This is a genomic window from Burkholderia latens (assembly GCF_902499045.1).
GTDB classification, from domain to species: domain Bacteria; phylum Pseudomonadota; class Gammaproteobacteria; order Burkholderiales; family Burkholderiaceae; genus Burkholderia; species Burkholderia latens.
The window spans coordinates 51,159-66,710 of the sequence record NZ_CABVPL010000017.1 but is presented as its reverse complement, the minus strand read 5'-3'; the positions used below and the strand labels follow the sequence as shown (position 1 = coordinate 66,710).

Below are 15,552 nucleotides of genomic sequence, written 5' to 3'. Positions count from 1 at the left end.
CGGGTCTTGACGAAAAGTGTACGAATTGCATTAGTATACGACGTGCATTTTTACGAATCCACCCGTTTGCGTCGGCAACGAGGAGTCCTGCATGAAGTTCGTCATCGCCACCTACGGCACCGAAGGCGACACGCGCCCGCTCGCGGCGCTCGGCCGCGCGTTGCTGAATGCCGGCCACGAGGTCCGGTTGCTGGCCGATGCCGCGACGCTCGGCTCCGCCGCCGCGCTCGGCGCGCCGTGCGCGCCGTTGTCCGGCGATATCCGCGCGGCGATCGCGCCGGACGGCCCGTTGTCCGATGCGGTGCGCGGGCGCGGCGGCTTCAACGACACGTCGAAGGCGCTCGCGGCGATCGCGAATGCGAATACCGCTGCATGGATGCGCGAGATCGCGGACGCATCGGCCGAATGCGATGCGATCCTCGTGTCGGGGCTCGCGTCGTTCGCCGGGCTGTCGGTCGCCGAGTATCGTGGCGTGCCGGCGATCGGCACGGGGATGATTCCGATCACGCCGACGGCCGCATTCGCGTCGCCGTTCCTGCCGCCGGGCAAGTTGCCGCGCTGGCTGAATCGCGCGAGCCACCGGTTCGTGAACGCGCTGCTGTGGCGGGCGTTCCGCAACGCAACCAACGCGGCGCGCGCAAGCGTGTGCGGACTGCCGCCGCGCGAGCGCGTGTGGACCGATCATCCGATGCTGTATGGCGTGTCGCCCGCGTTGCTGTCCGCCCCGGCCGACTGGCCGTCGAACGCGCTGGCATGCGGACAGTGGCGCATCGACGCGCAGGCGTGGACGCCGCCGGCCGCGCTGTCGGCCTTTCTCGAAGCGGGCGAGCCGCCCGTGTACATCGGTTTCGGCAGCATGGCCGGCTTCGATCGGGCCGCGATGGCGCACGCGCTGGTGCAGGCGCTCGGCGGCCGGCGCGCACTGTTCTATCCGGGCTGGAGCGGCATCGATGCGTCGCTGCTGCCCGCGCACGTGCACGTGATCGGCGACACGCCGCACGACTGGCTGTTTCCGCATGTCGCGATGGCGATCCATCACGGCGGCTCGGGCACGACGCACTCGGCCGCGCGGGCGGGGAAACCTTCGGTCGTCGTGCCGTTCGCGGGCGATCAGTTCTTCTGGGCCGATCGGCTGCGGCGGCTCGGTGTCGCGGATGCGCCGGTGGCCGGGCGTCGCGTGAACGGCGCCGCGCTCGTCCGCGCGATCGCGTTCGCGGCGCGTGCCGACACGCAGGCGCGTGCCGCCGAACTGGGTGCGCGAATCGCGCGCGAGGACGGGCTGCGGCGAGCGGTGGACGCGGTCGAGCGCTGGGCGCGCCGCGGCGGGGGCTGAACGCGCTCATCGCGCGGGCCGCGCGTCAGAAATGCCCGGTGAAGCGGTAACGGCTGCCCGGGTGCCACAGGTTCGCGACCGACGCGACCATTCCCTGCGACCACGTGCGCCGATGCAGCAGCAGGCACGGCTCGCGTTCGTCCATCGCCAGATGGCGGTGCGTTTCCGCATCGGGCATCGCGGCCTCGATCCGGTATTCGACGCGCTGCAGCGGCGCGACGCGCGTCAGGTACTGGTTCGGCGTCGTCGTCGTGAAGTCCTGCAATGCGTATTCGGGCGCGCAGGCCGGATTGACCCAGCGCTCTTCGAGCTGCACGGGCGTGTCGTTTTCGAAGTGCAGCACGCGCGAATGGAAGATCGGGCTGCCCGTGTCGAGCCGCAGTTCGTCGGCGAGCTTCGCGTCGGCGACGGCCGCACCCACCTGCAGCACCTGCGCGCGATACGCATGGCCGCGCGCGGCCACTTCGTCGGAGATGCTGCGGATCGCGACCAGCGTCGATTCGTATTTCGGCGACGCGACGTACGTGCCGGAGCCGCGCGTACGCGTGAGCACCTGCTCGGCCGTCAGCTCGCGCAGCGCGCGATTGACCGTCATCCGCGCGACGTTGAATTCGCGCGCGAGTTCGTTCTCCGACGGCACCTGGTCGCCTTCCGCCCACTCGCCCGCATGGATGCGCGCGAGGATGAAATCCTTGATTTCCTGATAGATCGGTGTGGTCATTGCATTGCTGTTCAAGAGACGGCGGCCGCGTGCCGTCGCAGCGCGGCCTTCGTGCGGTGCCCGGGCGAGTGTACCGGGTTCGACGCCGCGCGGGCCGGCCTGTAGGCCGGTGATCCGGGTTAATCCGGCCTTCCTGCGACCGCAAGCGGCAGCCGCGCGCTCCGCTGGCGGATCGCGCGGCCGGCGGCCGCCAGAATCCGGCAAAGCCAAAAGTATAGACAAATGCGCAGCGGCCGACGGCGGCTCGGACCATCGCCGAAAGCAGCGTTTCAGCGAAACGGAATGCGTGGCGAATTGAAATCTCGGGGTAAATCCGCCCATGGAAACAATCCGCCGACAATTAGAGATAAACACGGATTGCTGGTGCCAGGCGTAAAAAGGCAAAGTTGTATGTACAACTTGGGGCGTCGTTCGACCCGGCGGCGTCCGGGTTGGACGCGTTCGCGGCGGTGCCGGCGGACGGCGCCCGTGCGTTTCGCGCGATGTCCCGGCTTGATGAGCCGCCCGCATCACGTCGTGCGCAGAACTCGTTTGATGCGCGGTTAATGGCTGCCGACAATCCAGCCACATCGTTCTGGACCCCTTACATGATCTTCCAAGGATTTGGCCCGCTGCTGTGGGCCGGCACGGTCGAGACCGTGAAGCTCGCGGTGCTGTCGCTCGCCGCGTCGCTCGTACTGGGCCTCGCGGGGGCGGCCGCGAAACTGTCGGCCAACCGCATGCTCAAGTCGCTCGGCACGTTCTATACGACGCTGATCCGCGCGGTGCCCGACCTGGTGCTGATGCTGCTGCTGTTCTACGGGATCCAGATCCTGCTGAACAACGTGACCGACCTGCTCGGCTGGGACCAGATCGACATCGACCCGTTCGTGGCCGGCGTCGTGACGCTCGGCTTCATCTATGGCGCGTACTTCACCGAGACGTTCCGCGGCGCGTTTCTCGCGGTGCCGCGCGGCCAGCTCGAAGCCGGCTTCGCATACGGGATGAGCGGCTGGCGCGTGTTCCACCGCATCCTGTTCCCGCAGATGATGCGCTTCGCGCTGCCGGGCATCGGCAACAACTGGCAGGTGCTCGTGAAGGCGACCGCGCTCGTGTCGATCATCGGGCTTGCCGACGTCGTGAAGGCATCGCAGGACGCCGGCAAGAGCACGCTGGATTTCTTCTTCTTCACGCTCGCGGCCGGTGCGATCTATCTCGCGATCACGACGGTGTCGAACGTCGTGCTGCACCACCTCGAGAAGCGTTATTCCGCCGGCGTCCGGAGGCTTGCACTGTGATCGAACTCGTCAGCCAGTACTGGCAAAACTTTCTGTATACCGACGGCTACCGCTTCAGCGGCCTCGCGATCACGCTGTGGCTGCTGGTCGTATCGATCGCGCTCGGCTTCGCGCTCGCCGTGCCGCTCGCGATCGCGCGCGCATCGTCGAACCGCTGGATCGCCGGGCCGGTGTGGCTCTATACGTACGTGTTCCGCGGCACGCCGCTCTACGTGCAACTGCTGATGTGCTACACCGGCATCTACAGCCTGCAGGTCGTGCACGACCACGTGCTGCTCGACACGTTCTTCCGCAACGCGATGAATTGCACATTGCTCGCGTTCGTGCTGAACGAATGCGCGTATGCGACCGAGATCTTCGCGGGCGCGATCAGGGCGACGCCGGCCGGCGAGATCGAGGCCGGGATGGCATACGGGATGTCGCGCTTCAAGCTCTACATGCGGATCATCCTGCCGTCCGCGCTGCGCCGTTCGCTGCCGAGCTACAGCAACGAAGTGATCCTGATGCTGCATGCGACGACGCTCGCATTCACCGCGACCGTGCCCGACATCCTGAAGGTCACGCGCGACGTGAACTCCGCGACGTACATGTCGTTCCAGGCGTACGGCATCGCAGCCGTGCTGTATGCCGTGGTCGTGTTCGCGCTCATCTGGGCGTTCCGCAAGCTCGAGACGCGCTGGCTCGCGTACCTCGCGCCGCGCGGCCGCTAACGCATTCGAACGATTCGCAAGGAAGATCAGGGATGTACAAGCTCACCGTTGAAAACCTGCACAAGAAGTTCGGCGACAACGAGGTGTTGAAGGGCGTGTCGATGAAGGCGAAGGCCGGCGACGTGATCAGCATCATCGGCTCGAGCGGCTCCGGCAAGAGCACGTTCCTGCGCTGCATCAACTTCCTCGAGCAGCCGTGCTCGGGGCAGATCACGATCGGCGCCGAGCCGATCCATACCGCGCGCGACCGCAACGGCTCGTTGCGCGTGGCCGACCCGAAGCAGCTGCAACGAATGCGCACGAAGCTGTCGATGGTGTTCCAGCACTTCAATCTGTGGTCGCACATGACGGTGCTCGAGAACGTGATCGAGGCGCCGATGGCCGTGCTCGGGATCGGCAAGGACGAGGCCGTCGCGCGCGCACGCAAGTATCTGGAGAAGGTCGGGCTCGCGCCGCGCGTCGAACGGATGTATCCGTCGCACCTGTCGGGCGGCCAGCAGCAGCGCGTCGCGATCGCGCGTGCGCTCGCGATGGAGCCCGAAGTGATGCTGTTCGACGAGCCGACGTCGGCGCTCGACCCGGAGCTCGTCGGCGAAGTGCTGAAGGTGATGCAGCAGCTCGCCGAGGAAGGCCGCACGATGGTCGTCGTCACGCACGAGATGGGCTTCGCGCGCAACGTGTCGAACCACGTGATCTTCCTGCACCAGGGCAAGATCGAGGAAGAGGGCGATCCGCAGCAGATTCTCGTCGACCCGAAGAGCGAGCGGCTCGGGCAGTTCCTGTCCGGGCGGCTGAAGTAAGCGGGCGTTGCTGAAACTGGAACGGTAAATGCTTGTCCCGGACGACTCTTTCGATCGAGGAGCGCCGCGATGAGCACGCCGACCCCTACCGCGTTTTCCCACGTGAAGCCGCAGGACACGCCGTATCAAGGCGAAGGCCTGCGCGACTTCTTCCTGTATCGCGATCTCGGCATCGCGGGCGCGACCAATGGCCGGGTCGTCGCGCAACTCGTCAGGGCGAATCATGCACCGGCGGCGGGCACCGGCTGGCACCGTCACGAGGCCGACTTCCACATCGTGATCATGCTGAAAGGCTGGGCGCGCTTCATGTACGGCGAGCGCGAGACGCTGGTGAATGCCGGCGACTGCGTGCACCAGGCGCCGGGCATCGTCCATTACCTGTTCGACTACTCGCCGGACATGGAGTACCTGGAAATCGTCGGGCCGGCCGATTTCAAGTCGATCGACGTCGAAGGGCCGTGCGACGTGCCCGCGCCGACGCCGTGGGGCGACGCGGGCGCGTAAGTCGTCGTCGCTTTGCGCGCGGGGCATCCGCAGGCTGCGACAGGCCTTGGTCGGGCGCGTCCGTGCCGCGCCGGTCCTTCGGGATCCGAACGCATCGGGCACGTCATGAAAATGAAAAAACAGTCAGCGGATCGTCGGCTTCGCGTGATGTTTCGTTACACCGTGTCAAAGATGGTCAATTCGACGCCCTGCCGTGCACGGCGTCAGCGCGACGGGCGTTAAGGAAGGACAGCCGGGCCACCGGCTGACCAACCAGGAGAAAGTCATGACCCGCATCGCGAAGATTCTGACCGTGGCGGCCGTCGCATGCGCCGTCCTCACGCCGGCGCTGGCCGAAGCCCATTCGCACCGCGTGTGCCATTTCGACCACCACCATCACCGCATCTGCCGCTGGGTACGTTGACCCGCGACGCGGCATGCCCGACATCGCGTCGGGATGCTTCCAGCATTCAGGCAAATCAGGAGAGGATCATGAAAAAGACGATGTTGATCGCCGCGCTCGTCGCCGGCATGGGTGTGTCGCTCGGTGCGTTCGCGCAGGTTCCGGCGAGCGCGCCGGCCGGCACGACCGGCCTGTGCAAGGACGGGTCGTTCTATTCGGGTGCGTCGAAGAAGGGCGCGTGCGCCGGTCACAAGGGTGTGAAGGCATGGTACGGCGCGTCGTCGGCCGTCGCGGCCAGCGCGCCGGCCGCGGCGCCTGCGGCGGCAGCGTCCGCGTCGGCGGCACCCGGCGCCGCACCGGCGAAGAACGCGCCCGCGACGACCGCCGCGGCAGCGCCCGGCGGCGGAGCGGGCAAGGTGTGGGCCAACGACAGCACGAAGGTCTACCACTGCTCGACCGACAAATACTACGGCAAGACCAAGCACGGCAGCTACATGTCGGAAGCCGACGCGAAGGCCAAGGGCTATCACGCGTCGCACGGCAAGGGCTGTTCGTAACACCGGCGGCACGCGCGGGCCGTCCCCGCCCGCGCACCGCCGGGCATTGCGCCCCGCCGTCGGCTCGGCGGGGAGATTCGCCGCGATATCGAGCGCCGCGCCACGCGTCGCGACAGCACGCGTTCAGCGCACGGCAGCGGCTTACGTGACGGGCGTTGCCGAGTCGCGAAGCGTCGCACGCGTATCGAGCAATGCGCGCAGCGTCACGTAGTGCGCACCGCTCGCATCGCCGTCGGAATCAGCGGTGCGGTCGTACGGCTCGTTGTCGTGGATCGTCGCACGCACGATCGGATAGATCTGCGTTTCCCAGCGGCTGCCGTTGAACACGCCGTAGTGGCCCGCGCCCGTCTGCACGTGGTGCGTTTTCAGATACGACGGCAACCCCGAACACAGCTCCTGCGCGGCCACGGTCTGGCCCACCGCGCAGATGTCGTCCTTTTCGCCTTCGATCGTCAGCAGCGCGGTGCGGTGGATCGCCGCAGGCTCCACCAGCCGGTCGCCGACGGTCAGTTCGCCGCGCGCGAGCGCGTATTGCTGAAACACTTTCTCGACCGTCTCCAGATAGAACTCCGCGGTGAGATCGGCCGTCGCGAAGTATTCGTCGTAGAAGCGGCGCAGCGTGTCGGCCTTCGCCGGATCGCCTTTCGCACGCTCGAAGTACAGATCGGCAAACGACGCGGCATGGCGATCCGGATTCATCGACATGAACGCGCCGACCTGCACGAAGCCCGGATACACGCAACGCTGCGCGCCGACGAAACCGGGCGGCACCACGCTGATCAGGTTGCGCGCGAACCACTCGATCGGCCGGCTCGTCGCGAGCGCGTTGACCTTCGTCGGATTCACGCGGCAGTCGATCGGCCCCGCCATCAGCGTCAGGCTCGCGGGCTGTGCCGGATCGCCGGCGGCGGCCATCAGCGCGACCGCCGAAAGCGCGGCGACGGTCGGCTGGCAGATCGCGAGCACGTGCGCGTCCGGGCCAATGTGCCGAATGAAATCGATCACGTGCTCGACGTATTCGTCGAAGCCGAAGCGTCCGGCCGATAGCGGGATGTCGCGCGGGTTGTGCCAGTCGGTGATGTACACGTCGTGATCGGCGAGCATCGTGCTGACCGTGCCGCGCAACAGCGTCGCGAAATGCCCGGACATCGGCGCGACGATCAGCACGCGTGGCTGGCGTGCCATCGTTCGCGCCTTGCGGAAATGCAGCAGCGTGCCGAACGGCGTCGCCGCGGCGGCTTCCTCGACGACGGGTATCGTGTTGCCGTCGACGACGATCGACGCGATTCCGAACGGCGGGCGCCGGTGCGAAAACGCGCAGCATTCGAGCAGCTCGCACAGCGCGTCGATCATGCGGCCCGCCGGTGTCGACGTGGCGGGCGGCCACACCGACATCGCCGCGCGGGTGGCGGCCGCCCATGCGCGCGCCGGGCGCAGGCATTCTGCAGACCATTGGTAAAGCGGATAGGCAAGCAGGTTCATGGCCGTCGCTCGGTGCGTCACGTTGCATTGAGCGAGGCAAGCGGTGTGCCAGCAGTGCGCTGGCACGCCGGTTGCAGCAGTTCCGCAACGCGGCGCGAACGGCGGCGCGCATGCGGCACGTGCGACCGCATGCGCGCACGCGGCGCACGGCCGCACGTGCCGCATGCGTGCCGATCCGTCCGCTGCGCCGTGCGAGATTGCGCCACTTCGGCGAATGCGCCGCACGGGCGTGGTGCGGTTCGCACGGCGCGGCGTGCGCTTTCGGTGCAGGGGCACGAACGGCAATCAGCAGGGGAGTGACATGGAATCGACCCGACAGACGACGTTGACCATCAGCAGCCGCAATTATTCGTCGTGGTCGATGCGCGGCTGGCTGCTCGCGAAGCTGAGCGGGCTCGCGTTCGAGACGGTCAGCGTGCCGATCGATGCGGCATCGCGCGCGGAGCTGCTGCTGCTGTCGCCGTCGATCCTCGTGCCGTGCCTGACGCACGACGGCAGCACGGTGTGGGACACGCTCGCGATTGCCGAATATCTGAACGAGATCCGCCCGCAGGCGCGGCTGCTGCCCGACGATCGGCGTGCGCGTGCGCATTGCCGTTCGATCTGCGGCGAAATGCATTCGGGTTTCCACGCGTTGCGCTCCGCGTTGCCGATGAACCTGCGTGCGCATTTTCCGGGTTTCCGGATCTGGTCGCGTGCGCAGCACGACATCGAGCGGATCGTGACGATCTGGCGCGAATGTCTGTCCGCATATGGCGGCCCGTGGCTGTTCGGCGCGCAGATCGGCATCGCGGATGCCATGTACGCGCCCGTCGTCACCCGATTCCTGACCTACGACGTGAAACTGCCGCCCGATGTCGCCGACTACTGCATGCGCATGCTCGCGCATCCGTTCGTTGCGGAGTGGATCGATGCGGCGAAGGCGGAGCACGAGGACATCGACGAACTCGACATGGAGTTCTGACAAGCGGGCATCGAAACGAACTGCCTCTGCGATCGATCGGTTCGCAAACGTTTGGCTTCGATTGCGCACCGAAACGAGTGCGAATTCCCTAAAGGATGTTGCGCGCGATGACGTAAACGGGTCACGGGGACGACTCGCGATCGCACGCATCCGACATGCGACGCGCAGTCTGCAACAACCAGCGCAGCAGGGGAACCAACTTGAATCGTCAGCAATCGTGGACGCGTACGGCCGCGCCCGGAGAGATCATCTACTCGGAGGGCTTCGCCGGTGAGCCCGTCATCTTTCTGATCGCCGACGGCAAGGTCGAGTTGTCGACCCGCTGCGACGACAAGCGCGTCGTCGTCGCGACACTCGGGCGCGGCGAGTTCTTCGGCGAATCCGCGCTACTCGCCGCTGAGCCGCGCGCGCATACCGCGAAGGCGCTGTCGTTCTGTCAGCTCACGGTCGTGCCGGCGGCGATGCTCGACGACGAAATCGAGCACGTGTCCGCGCTGCTGCGTCATATCGTGCGCACGATGATCCGCCGCGTGAAGCGCAAGGACGATCAGCTCGCGACCTATACGCATGCGGACTTCATGCCGGGTGTGCTGTCGTATGCGCACGTGCTGTCGCTGATGGCGGGCGCCGACACGCGCGGCTCGGATGACGCATGGTCGCGCCGGCCGATGCAGGCCCACGCGGCGGAAACGTCGGTGCCGCTCGCGGACGTGATCCGCCGCTGCCGCGCGATCGCCGGTCATTCGCGCCCGCACGTGCTCGCGATGCTGCGCCGCATGGAGAAGCTCAATCTCGTCACGATCGGCGCCGCGCACGCCGACCACGCCGGCGGTGCGGCCGATCATGGCGTGTCGGCGGATGCGCGTCAGGTCGTCACGTTCGACGCCGCGCGCGTGGTCGATCGCGCGCAGCAGGTTGCCGATCACGATCTCGACGTATCGATCAACAGCGAGCTCGAGGTCATCGAGCTCGCCGATCTCGAGGCGCTGATCGGCGTCGACCGGAAGCTGCTGCTCAACAAGCTGTCGCACGGCGAGATCGCGGACGAGGTGTTCGCGTTCCGCAAGTCGAAGGTGCTCGGCTACGTCGAGCAGAAGGGCGTCGCGTATTTTTCACGGCGCAGCCCGCGTGCCGGCGGCGACGTGCGCGCGCTCGAGGACATCGTGTGGGTCGACCAGCGCACGCTGTTCGACGTGATCAGCGCATTCGACACGTACGATCTCGCGAAGCTGATCGCGAGCCTCGACGATCGCGCGGTGGCCGACAAGCTGTTCTCCGTGATGACGGAAGCGCGGCGCAACGAGGTGTCGTGGGTGATGCGCCGCGAGCTGAAGCTCGATCCGATCGAAGTCGACGAGATCGAGCGGCGCGTGCTGGATGCCGTGCGCGCGGCCAAGGCGCCGGCCGCAGCGCCGCTGGCTTCGTCCGACGCATGACGCACGCACGACGGAGACGCATATGGACCTGTTGACCCTGGTGGGCGTGGTAGTCGGCGGCGCGGCGATCGTGTTCGGCTTCGCGCTCGAAGGCGGGCATTTTTCGACGCTGTTCCAGCTCGAGGCGCTCGTGATCGTGCTCGGCGGCACGCTCGGCGCAGTGATGATCCAGAACACGTGGGCGCGCTTCTTCGACGCCGTGAAGCAGCTGCGGCTCGCGTTCGTGCGCGCGCAGGAGGTCGATCGCAAGCACCTGACCGACCTGCTGGAATGGGGCGATCGCGCGAAGCTCGACGGGCTGCTCGCATTCGAATCGATGGACGTGACGGGCATTCATCCGTTTGCGCGGCGCGGGCTGGAGTTGCTCGCGAACGGCGTGTCGACGGCCGTGCTCGAGGACGCGCTGCATCGTGACCTGGACGCGTACGAGCGCAGCCGGCTCGCCGCCGCGCGCGTGTGGCAGCAGGCGGGCGGCTACGCGCCGACGTTCGGCATTCTCGGCTCGGTGCTCGGGCTCGTGCAGGTGACGAGCCATATCCTCGAACCGGCGCAGCTCGGCCCGGGCATCGCGGTCGCGTTCATCGCGACGCTGTACGGCCTCGCGTTCGCGAACCTCGTGTTTCTGCCGCTCTACGGGAAGCTGCGCGCGCAGATCGACAGCGAGCTGCGTTTTCGCAAGCTGTATCTCGACGGCCTGCTCGCGATCTCGCGCAAGGAGTCGCCGCACACGATCGAAACGCGCCTGACCGGCGACGTGCGCGGCCGTGCGTCGGAGTCGCTCGCATGATGCACGGGGAGCTTCGACATGACGGCTCGAACTGACGCGGCGCGCGCGGGCGTGGCCGCGGCCGCGCGCGACGACGATGAAGCCGAAGGCGCGCAATCGGGGCGCTGGCTGATTTCGTACGCAGACCTGATCACGACGCTGATGGTGCTGTTTCTCGCGCTGTACGTGCTGCAGCTCGCGAAATACAACGCGCTCGATGCGCGGTATCAGACACTCGCGCGGCACGACGGCGGCACGGCGAGCGCGGCGGCCGCCGCGCCAGCGCTGCCGGATCGTGCGCCTGCATGGCTCGCCTCGCTCGATGCACTGAAGACGAACGGCCGCATTTCGCTCGTGCGCGCGTCGCACGGGATCGAAATCGGAATCGACGCGAAGGTGCTGTTCAACGTCGGCGACGCGCGGCTGCTGCCGGATGCGGCGCCCGTGCTGAGCGAGATCGCGCGTGCGCTGAGCACGCACGCGACCGGCGACATCCTCGTCGAGGGGCATACCGACAGCGTGCCGATCGCGAACGCGAAATACGAATCGAACTGGGAGCTGTCGTCCGCGCGCGCAGGCAGCGTCGTCCGCTATCTGGCCGAGCGCGGCGTCGCGCCGCATCGGCTCGCGGCGATCGGCCGGGCCGATACGCAGCCGCTCGTCGCGGGTGACGATGCGGCCGCGCGAGCGCGCAACCGGCGCGTGACGATCTTCGTCGCGTACTGATGCGTGCGTCGCGCGACGGTCGATCGCCGCGCGATGCACGTTTGCCAACGACAGCGACATAACGGATCCCGCATGGCCGTTATGTGACGCCGGCGATGCGATTTCGCGCGCCGCGTGCCGATAACCCAAGCTGGCTCAGACCGAGCGGTTATCGAGGATTCCCCATGCACTTCTGGCGCAAGCTGTCCATTCAGAACAAGCTGATTCTCAGCATGACGAGCTGCCTGCTCGTGTTCGTCGCGATTTCGAGCGGGTTGAGCGTACGGTTGATCGGCGACGCCGTGCGCGAGCGCGTCGTCCGCGAAGAACTGCCGACCGCGGTGAACGGTATCCGCGCCGACGTGCAGCGGCAAATGGCCGGGCCGATCGCCGCGTCGCGCATCCTCGCGCGCGATGCGTTCCTGCTGCAGTGGGAAGCCGATGGCGAGCCCGACGCCGGCACGCGCAACTGGATCCAGCTTGCGAAGAACGTGAAGGGCGAGCAGAACGCCGCGTCGGTGCAGTGGGTGTCGGTCAAGAGCGGCAACTACTACAACGAGGCCGGCCTGCAGCGCAAGATCACCGACCAGGATCAGTGGCTGACCCGCTTCCTCGCGTCGGGCAAGGCGTACGACGTGAACATGGATCGCGAAGTCACGCTCGGCGGCTACATGATGTTCATCAACAGCCGCGTGGAGCTCGACGGCGCGGCGGTCGGCGCGGCCAGCATGAGCTTGTCCGTCGACGCGCTCGCGAAGGGCATCGCCGCGTACCGGATCGGCGACACCGGGTTCGCGTATCTCGTGCGGCCGGACGGCGCGATCATGATGCATCGCGATACGTCGCTGATCGACGGCAAGCATTTCCTGAAGGACGCGCCGGGCTTGCCGGGCGACGCATCGGCGACGCTGCTGGCCGGCAAGCCGTATGCGTATCTGAGCGTCGCCGGCGACGGCGCTGCGCGATTCATCGCGACGTCGTTCATCCCGGAGCTGAATGCGTACGTGGTCGTCGAAGTGCCGCAGGCGGAGTTGCTCGGCCCGGTGACGCGGGCGATTCGCAGCGCGGCGCTGGTCGCCGCGATCGTCGGCCTCGGCGTCGCGCTCGTCGTGATCTGGCTGGTCGGGCGCGCGATCGCCGCGCCGATCCGGCGTGCGGCGACGCTGCTGTCGGAGATCGCGAGCGGCCAGGGCGACCTGACGCGCCGGATGACGGTCGAGAGCCACGACGAAATCGGCCAGCTATCCGACGCATTCAACCGTTTCGTGTCGTCGCTGTCGACGCTCGTGCACCGGATCCGCACGGCATCCGCGTCGATCGCGACCGGCTCCGCGCAGATCGCGTCGGGCAATGCGGACTTGAGCGGGCGCACCGAAGGACAGTCGAGCAACCTCGAGCGCACGGCGTCGTCGATGGAGGAAATCACGGCGGTGGTGCGCAACAACACCGAAACCGCGACGACGGCCGCGAAGCTGATCACCGGCGCGGCGGATACCGCGACGCGCGGCGGGCACGTGGTCGGCGAAGTCGTGACGACGATGGAGCAGATCAGCGACGCGTCGCAGCGGATCTCCGAGATCATCGTGATGATCGACAGCATCTCGTTCCAGACGAACATTCTCGCGCTGAACGCGGCGGTGGAAGCCGCGCGGGCCGGCGAGCAGGGCCGCGGGTTCGCGGTGGTCGCGTCGGAGGTGCGCAATCTCGCGCAGCGCAGCGCGCACGCGGCGAAGGAGATCAAGGCGCTGATCGAGCACAGCGCGGGCACGGTGAACACCGGGGCGCGGCTCGTCGGCGAGGCGGGCAAGGTCATGCGCGATGTCGTGTCGCAGGTGCGGGGCGTCAGCGCGATGATGAGCGAGATCGCGGAGGCGAGCGTCGAGCAGAGCGCCGGCATCGGCCAGATCGGCGACGCGGTGCAGTCGCTCGACCAGATGACGCAGCAGAACGCGGCGCTGGTCGAGGAAAGCGCGGCGGCCGCGGAAAGTCTGAAGCAGCAGGCGGCCGAACTGACGCGTCTGGTATCGGCGTTCAAGGTCGATGAATGACGCGTCCGGGTAACGGCTGCCGGCGCGGCCTGCGCCGACGTCATCACGATGAAACGCGTTTCAGGACTGAAGACCGGCGCAGGGGCGGGGTGATCGCGGCGGTGCGCGCCGCGGTCGGCACGAACGTGATCGCCTCGCCGCCGGATGCGTATCTCGCGTAGCGGAAGAAGCCGCGGCGGCGCCGGCGGAGTGCGCGCCGACCGCACGGCGCGTGATGCGCGGGGCGTTCACGCCGGATGAACGACAGGCGGCGACGCGATCGCGCCGCCGTCTCACAGGCTCCTGCGGCCGGACGCGAGGCTTCAAGGCGAGCGCAACGCCATCAGCCCGAGTGTGAGCGCGTTCAACGGCATCGCCGCACTGCCCATCAGGAAGCTCGACGCATTCGCGCTCGCGCCCGGCATGTGCATCAGCGCGTGGACGATCCGTTCGCTCGCATGCCCATCGCCATAAGGATTGCTCGCGCGCGCCATTTCCTCGTACGCGCTCTCGCTGTCGAACAGCCGCGACGCCTCCCACAGGATCCGCTCCTGATCGGTGCCGACGAGCCGCGCGGTGCCGGCCTGGATCGCTTCGGGCCGCTCGGTCGTCTCGCGCGTGACGAGCACGGGCTTGCCGAGCGCCGGCCCTTCTTCCTGGATGCCGCCCGAATCGGTGATGATGAAATGCGCGCGCGACATCAGGAACACGAACGACAGGTATTCCTGCGGCTCGATCAGGTAGATGTTCGGCACGTCGCCGAGCAGCGCGCGCGCCGGCTCGCGCACGTTCGGATTCAGGTGCAGCGGGTACACAAACTGCGCATCGGGATAGCGGTTCGCGAGCGCGCACAGCGCCGCGCAGAAATGCCGGAACGGCTCGCCGAAGCTCTCGCGGCGATGGCCGGTGATCAGCACGACGCGGCGCGACGGTTCGAGAAACGGAAAATGCGCGGCGATCTTGTCGTGGAGCTCGGCATCGCGATCGAGCATTCGCTTGACGTCGTGCAGCGCGTCGATCACGGTATTGCCGGTCATCACCACCGCACCGACCGGCACGCCTTCGCTGAACAGGTTGTCGCGCGCCTGACCGGTCGGCGCGAAATGCCATGACGACACCGCGTCGGTCACGCGGCGGTTCAGTTCCTCCGGCCACGGCGACCAGATGTCGCCGCTGCGCAGGCCGGCTTCCACGTGGCCGACCGGCAGATATCGGTAGAACGCGGCGAGACTGACGGCCAGCGTCGTGGTCGTATCGCCGTGCACCAGCACGACGTCCGGCTTGAAGTCGTCGAAGACGATGCCGATCGCCTGGAGAATGCCGGTCGTCACGTCGGTCAGCGTCTGGCTCTGACGCATCAGATTGAGGTCGTATTCGGGCTTGATGTCGAACAACGTGAGCACCTGGTCCAGCATTTCGCGATGCTGCGCGGTCACGCAGACTCTGGCGTCCACATCCTTGCGCGCCTTCAGCGCGCGGACGAGCGGCGCCATCTTGATGGCTTCCGGGCGCGTCCCGAACACAAGCAAGATCTTCTTCATCGTTATCCTCGTTGAGCTTCTTCGCGCCGGAAGATCCGGCGCCTGGCGCCAAGCATCGTTGCAGGCGGTCGTCCCGTTCACGCGCGGCTCGCGCCGGCCCCTTCCGGCCGCGCGACGAGCAGCGGTGTGGCGGGGCGAGCGCACCGTTCTTGTCCGCGCGGTCTGCGCCACGCAATCGTCGGACGACGGCCATCCCGTTGGCCCTGATCAATCACGTCATGAGCGTTCCTCGCTGTGTCGATCGCCACGTCTTCGTCATATCGTTCGCGGGGCCGTGCGGCCGCGCGTCCGACAGGTGATCCCGATTCCGATACAGCAATATTCAAACCAACGGCCCCTGCTGACGG

The 15,552-nt window shown here is 67.2% G+C and carries 15 protein-coding genes; 12 read left to right on the top strand and 3 right to left on the bottom strand.

Annotation, left to right across the window (positions count from 1 at the left end):
• Positions 1-91: 91 nt before the first annotated feature.
• Positions 92-1,333 carry a glycosyltransferase gene (locus tag BSE24067_RS14360; protein ID WP_151065343.1) on the top strand — a complete coding sequence of 414 codons (1,242 nt, stop codon included), beginning with the start codon at positions 92-94 and terminating at the stop codon, positions 1,331-1,333.
• A 25-nt stretch (positions 1,334-1,358) separates the two neighbouring features.
• Here BSE24067_RS14360 and hutC read toward each other — a convergent pair whose 3' ends face one another.
• Complete coding sequence (gene hutC / locus BSE24067_RS14355) at positions 1,359-2,054, bottom strand: histidine utilization repressor (RefSeq protein ID WP_151065342.1); 696 nt, start codon at positions 2,052-2,054, stop codon at positions 1,359-1,361.
• A gap of 587 nt (positions 2,055-2,641) precedes the next feature.
• Here hutC and BSE24067_RS14350 point away from each other — a divergent pair.
• The 6 genes from BSE24067_RS14350 to BSE24067_RS14325 all read left to right on the top strand — a co-directional run bounded on the left by BSE24067_RS14350 (position 2,642) and on the right by BSE24067_RS14325 (position 6,284).
• Positions 2,642-3,331, top strand: coding sequence for an ABC transporter permease (locus tag BSE24067_RS14350; protein WP_151065341.1), 690 nt, complete (start codon positions 2,642-2,644; stop codon positions 3,329-3,331).
• Positions 3,328-4,041 (top strand): ABC transporter permease, encoded by a 714-nt coding sequence (locus BSE24067_RS14345; protein ID WP_151065340.1) that lies wholly within the window; start codon positions 3,328-3,330, stop codon positions 4,039-4,041. The genes BSE24067_RS14350 and BSE24067_RS14345 overlap by 4 nt, the downstream gene beginning before the upstream one ends.
• Before the next feature lie 32 nt (positions 4,042-4,073).
• On the top strand, positions 4,074-4,841 hold the full coding sequence (locus tag BSE24067_RS14340) for an ABC transporter ATP-binding protein (protein WP_151065339.1): 768 nt from the start codon (positions 4,074-4,076) through the stop codon (positions 4,839-4,841).
• Positions 4,842-4,910: 69 nt separating this feature from the next.
• Positions 4,911-5,345 carry a cupin domain-containing protein gene (locus tag BSE24067_RS14335; RefSeq protein ID WP_151065338.1) on the top strand — a complete coding sequence of 145 codons (435 nt, stop codon included), beginning with the start codon at positions 4,911-4,913 and terminating at the stop codon, positions 5,343-5,345.
• Between the two features lie 265 nt (positions 5,346-5,610).
• The gene (locus tag BSE24067_RS14330; protein ID WP_170297489.1) at positions 5,611-5,748 is read left to right on the top strand and encodes an HHHH-motif protein; all 138 of its coding nucleotides are present in this window, start codon (positions 5,611-5,613) and stop codon (positions 5,746-5,748) included.
• A gap of 68 nt (positions 5,749-5,816) precedes the next feature.
• Positions 5,817-6,284 (top strand): hypothetical protein, encoded by a 468-nt coding sequence (locus BSE24067_RS14325; protein WP_174904785.1) that lies wholly within the window; start codon positions 5,817-5,819, stop codon positions 6,282-6,284.
• Between the two features lie 141 nt (positions 6,285-6,425).
• Here the strand turns inward: BSE24067_RS14325 and BSE24067_RS14320 are convergent, their stop codons facing one another.
• A complete protein-coding gene (locus BSE24067_RS14320; RefSeq protein ID WP_151065913.1) occupies positions 6,426-7,766 on the bottom strand; it encodes a polyhydroxyalkanoate depolymerase in 1,341 nt (446 codons plus the stop codon).
• A 301-nt stretch (positions 7,767-8,067) separates the two neighbouring features.
• Between BSE24067_RS14320 and BSE24067_RS14315 the strand changes: the two genes are divergently transcribed.
• From BSE24067_RS14315 to BSE24067_RS14295, 5 genes are all read left to right on the top strand, one after another.
• Positions 8,068-8,730 (top strand): glutathione S-transferase family protein, encoded by a 663-nt coding sequence (locus tag BSE24067_RS14315; protein WP_151065912.1) that lies wholly within the window; start codon positions 8,068-8,070, stop codon positions 8,728-8,730.
• A 200-nt stretch (positions 8,731-8,930) separates the two neighbouring features.
• Positions 8,931-10,166: a Crp/Fnr family transcriptional regulator gene (locus tag BSE24067_RS14310; RefSeq protein ID WP_151065911.1), complete on the top strand. Its 1,236-nt coding sequence runs from the start codon at positions 8,931-8,933 to the stop codon at positions 10,164-10,166.
• Between the two features lie 22 nt (positions 10,167-10,188).
• A complete protein-coding gene (locus BSE24067_RS14305; protein ID WP_151065910.1) occupies positions 10,189-10,953 on the top strand; it encodes a flagellar motor protein in 765 nt (254 codons plus the stop codon).
• An 18-nt stretch (positions 10,954-10,971) separates the two neighbouring features.
• The gene (locus BSE24067_RS14300; protein WP_151065909.1) at positions 10,972-11,658 is read left to right on the top strand and encodes an OmpA/MotB family protein; all 687 of its coding nucleotides are present in this window, start codon (positions 10,972-10,974) and stop codon (positions 11,656-11,658) included.
• A 164-nt stretch (positions 11,659-11,822) separates the two neighbouring features.
• On the top strand, positions 11,823-13,685 hold the full coding sequence (locus BSE24067_RS14295; RefSeq protein ID WP_151065908.1) for a methyl-accepting chemotaxis protein: 1,863 nt from the start codon (positions 11,823-11,825) through the stop codon (positions 13,683-13,685).
• Positions 13,686-13,987: 302 nt separating this feature from the next.
• Here BSE24067_RS14295 and wecB read toward each other — a convergent pair whose 3' ends face one another.
• Positions 13,988-15,205 carry a non-hydrolyzing UDP-N-acetylglucosamine 2-epimerase gene (wecB, locus tag BSE24067_RS14290; RefSeq protein WP_151065907.1) on the bottom strand — a complete coding sequence of 406 codons (1,218 nt, stop codon included), beginning with the start codon at positions 15,203-15,205 and terminating at the stop codon, positions 13,988-13,990.
• Between the last annotated feature and the right edge of the window lie 347 nt (positions 15,206-15,552).

What these genes read in the sequence shown, in the direction of transcription:
- BSE24067_RS14335 (WP_151065338.1), top strand. Translation starts at nt 4,911, where the DNA reads ATGAGCACGCCGACCCCTACCGCGTTTTCCCACGTGAAGCCGCAGGAC.
- BSE24067_RS14300 (WP_151065909.1), top strand. Translation starts at nt 10,972, where the DNA reads ATGACGGCTCGAACTGACGCGGCGCGCGCGGGCGTGGCCGCGGCCGCG.
- BSE24067_RS14325 (WP_174904785.1), top strand. Translation starts at nt 5,817, where the DNA reads ATGAAAAAGACGATGTTGATCGCCGCGCTCGTCGCCGGCATGGGTGTG.
- BSE24067_RS14295 (WP_151065908.1), top strand. Translation starts at nt 11,823, where the DNA reads ATGCACTTCTGGCGCAAGCTGTCCATTCAGAACAAGCTGATTCTCAGC.
- BSE24067_RS14315 (WP_151065912.1), top strand. Translation starts at nt 8,068, where the DNA reads ATGGAATCGACCCGACAGACGACGTTGACCATCAGCAGCCGCAATTAT.
- BSE24067_RS14350 (WP_151065341.1), top strand. Translation starts at nt 2,642, where the DNA reads ATGATCTTCCAAGGATTTGGCCCGCTGCTGTGGGCCGGCACGGTCGAG.
- BSE24067_RS14340 (WP_151065339.1), top strand. Translation starts at nt 4,074, where the DNA reads ATGTACAAGCTCACCGTTGAAAACCTGCACAAGAAGTTCGGCGACAAC.
- BSE24067_RS14330 (WP_170297489.1), top strand. Translation starts at nt 5,611, where the DNA reads ATGACCCGCATCGCGAAGATTCTGACCGTGGCGGCCGTCGCATGCGCC.
- BSE24067_RS14360 (WP_151065343.1), top strand. Translation starts at nt 92, where the DNA reads ATGAAGTTCGTCATCGCCACCTACGGCACCGAAGGCGACACGCGCCCG.
- wecB (WP_151065907.1), bottom strand. Translation starts at nt 15,205, where the DNA reads ATGAAGAAGATCTTGCTTGTGTTCGGGACGCGCCCGGAAGCCATCAAG.
- BSE24067_RS14305 (WP_151065910.1), top strand. Translation starts at nt 10,189, where the DNA reads ATGGACCTGTTGACCCTGGTGGGCGTGGTAGTCGGCGGCGCGGCGATC.
- BSE24067_RS14320 (WP_151065913.1), bottom strand. Translation starts at nt 7,766, where the DNA reads ATGAACCTGCTTGCCTATCCGCTTTACCAATGGTCTGCAGAATGCCTG.
- hutC (WP_151065342.1), bottom strand. Translation starts at nt 2,054, where the DNA reads ATGACCACACCGATCTATCAGGAAATCAAGGATTTCATCCTCGCGCGC.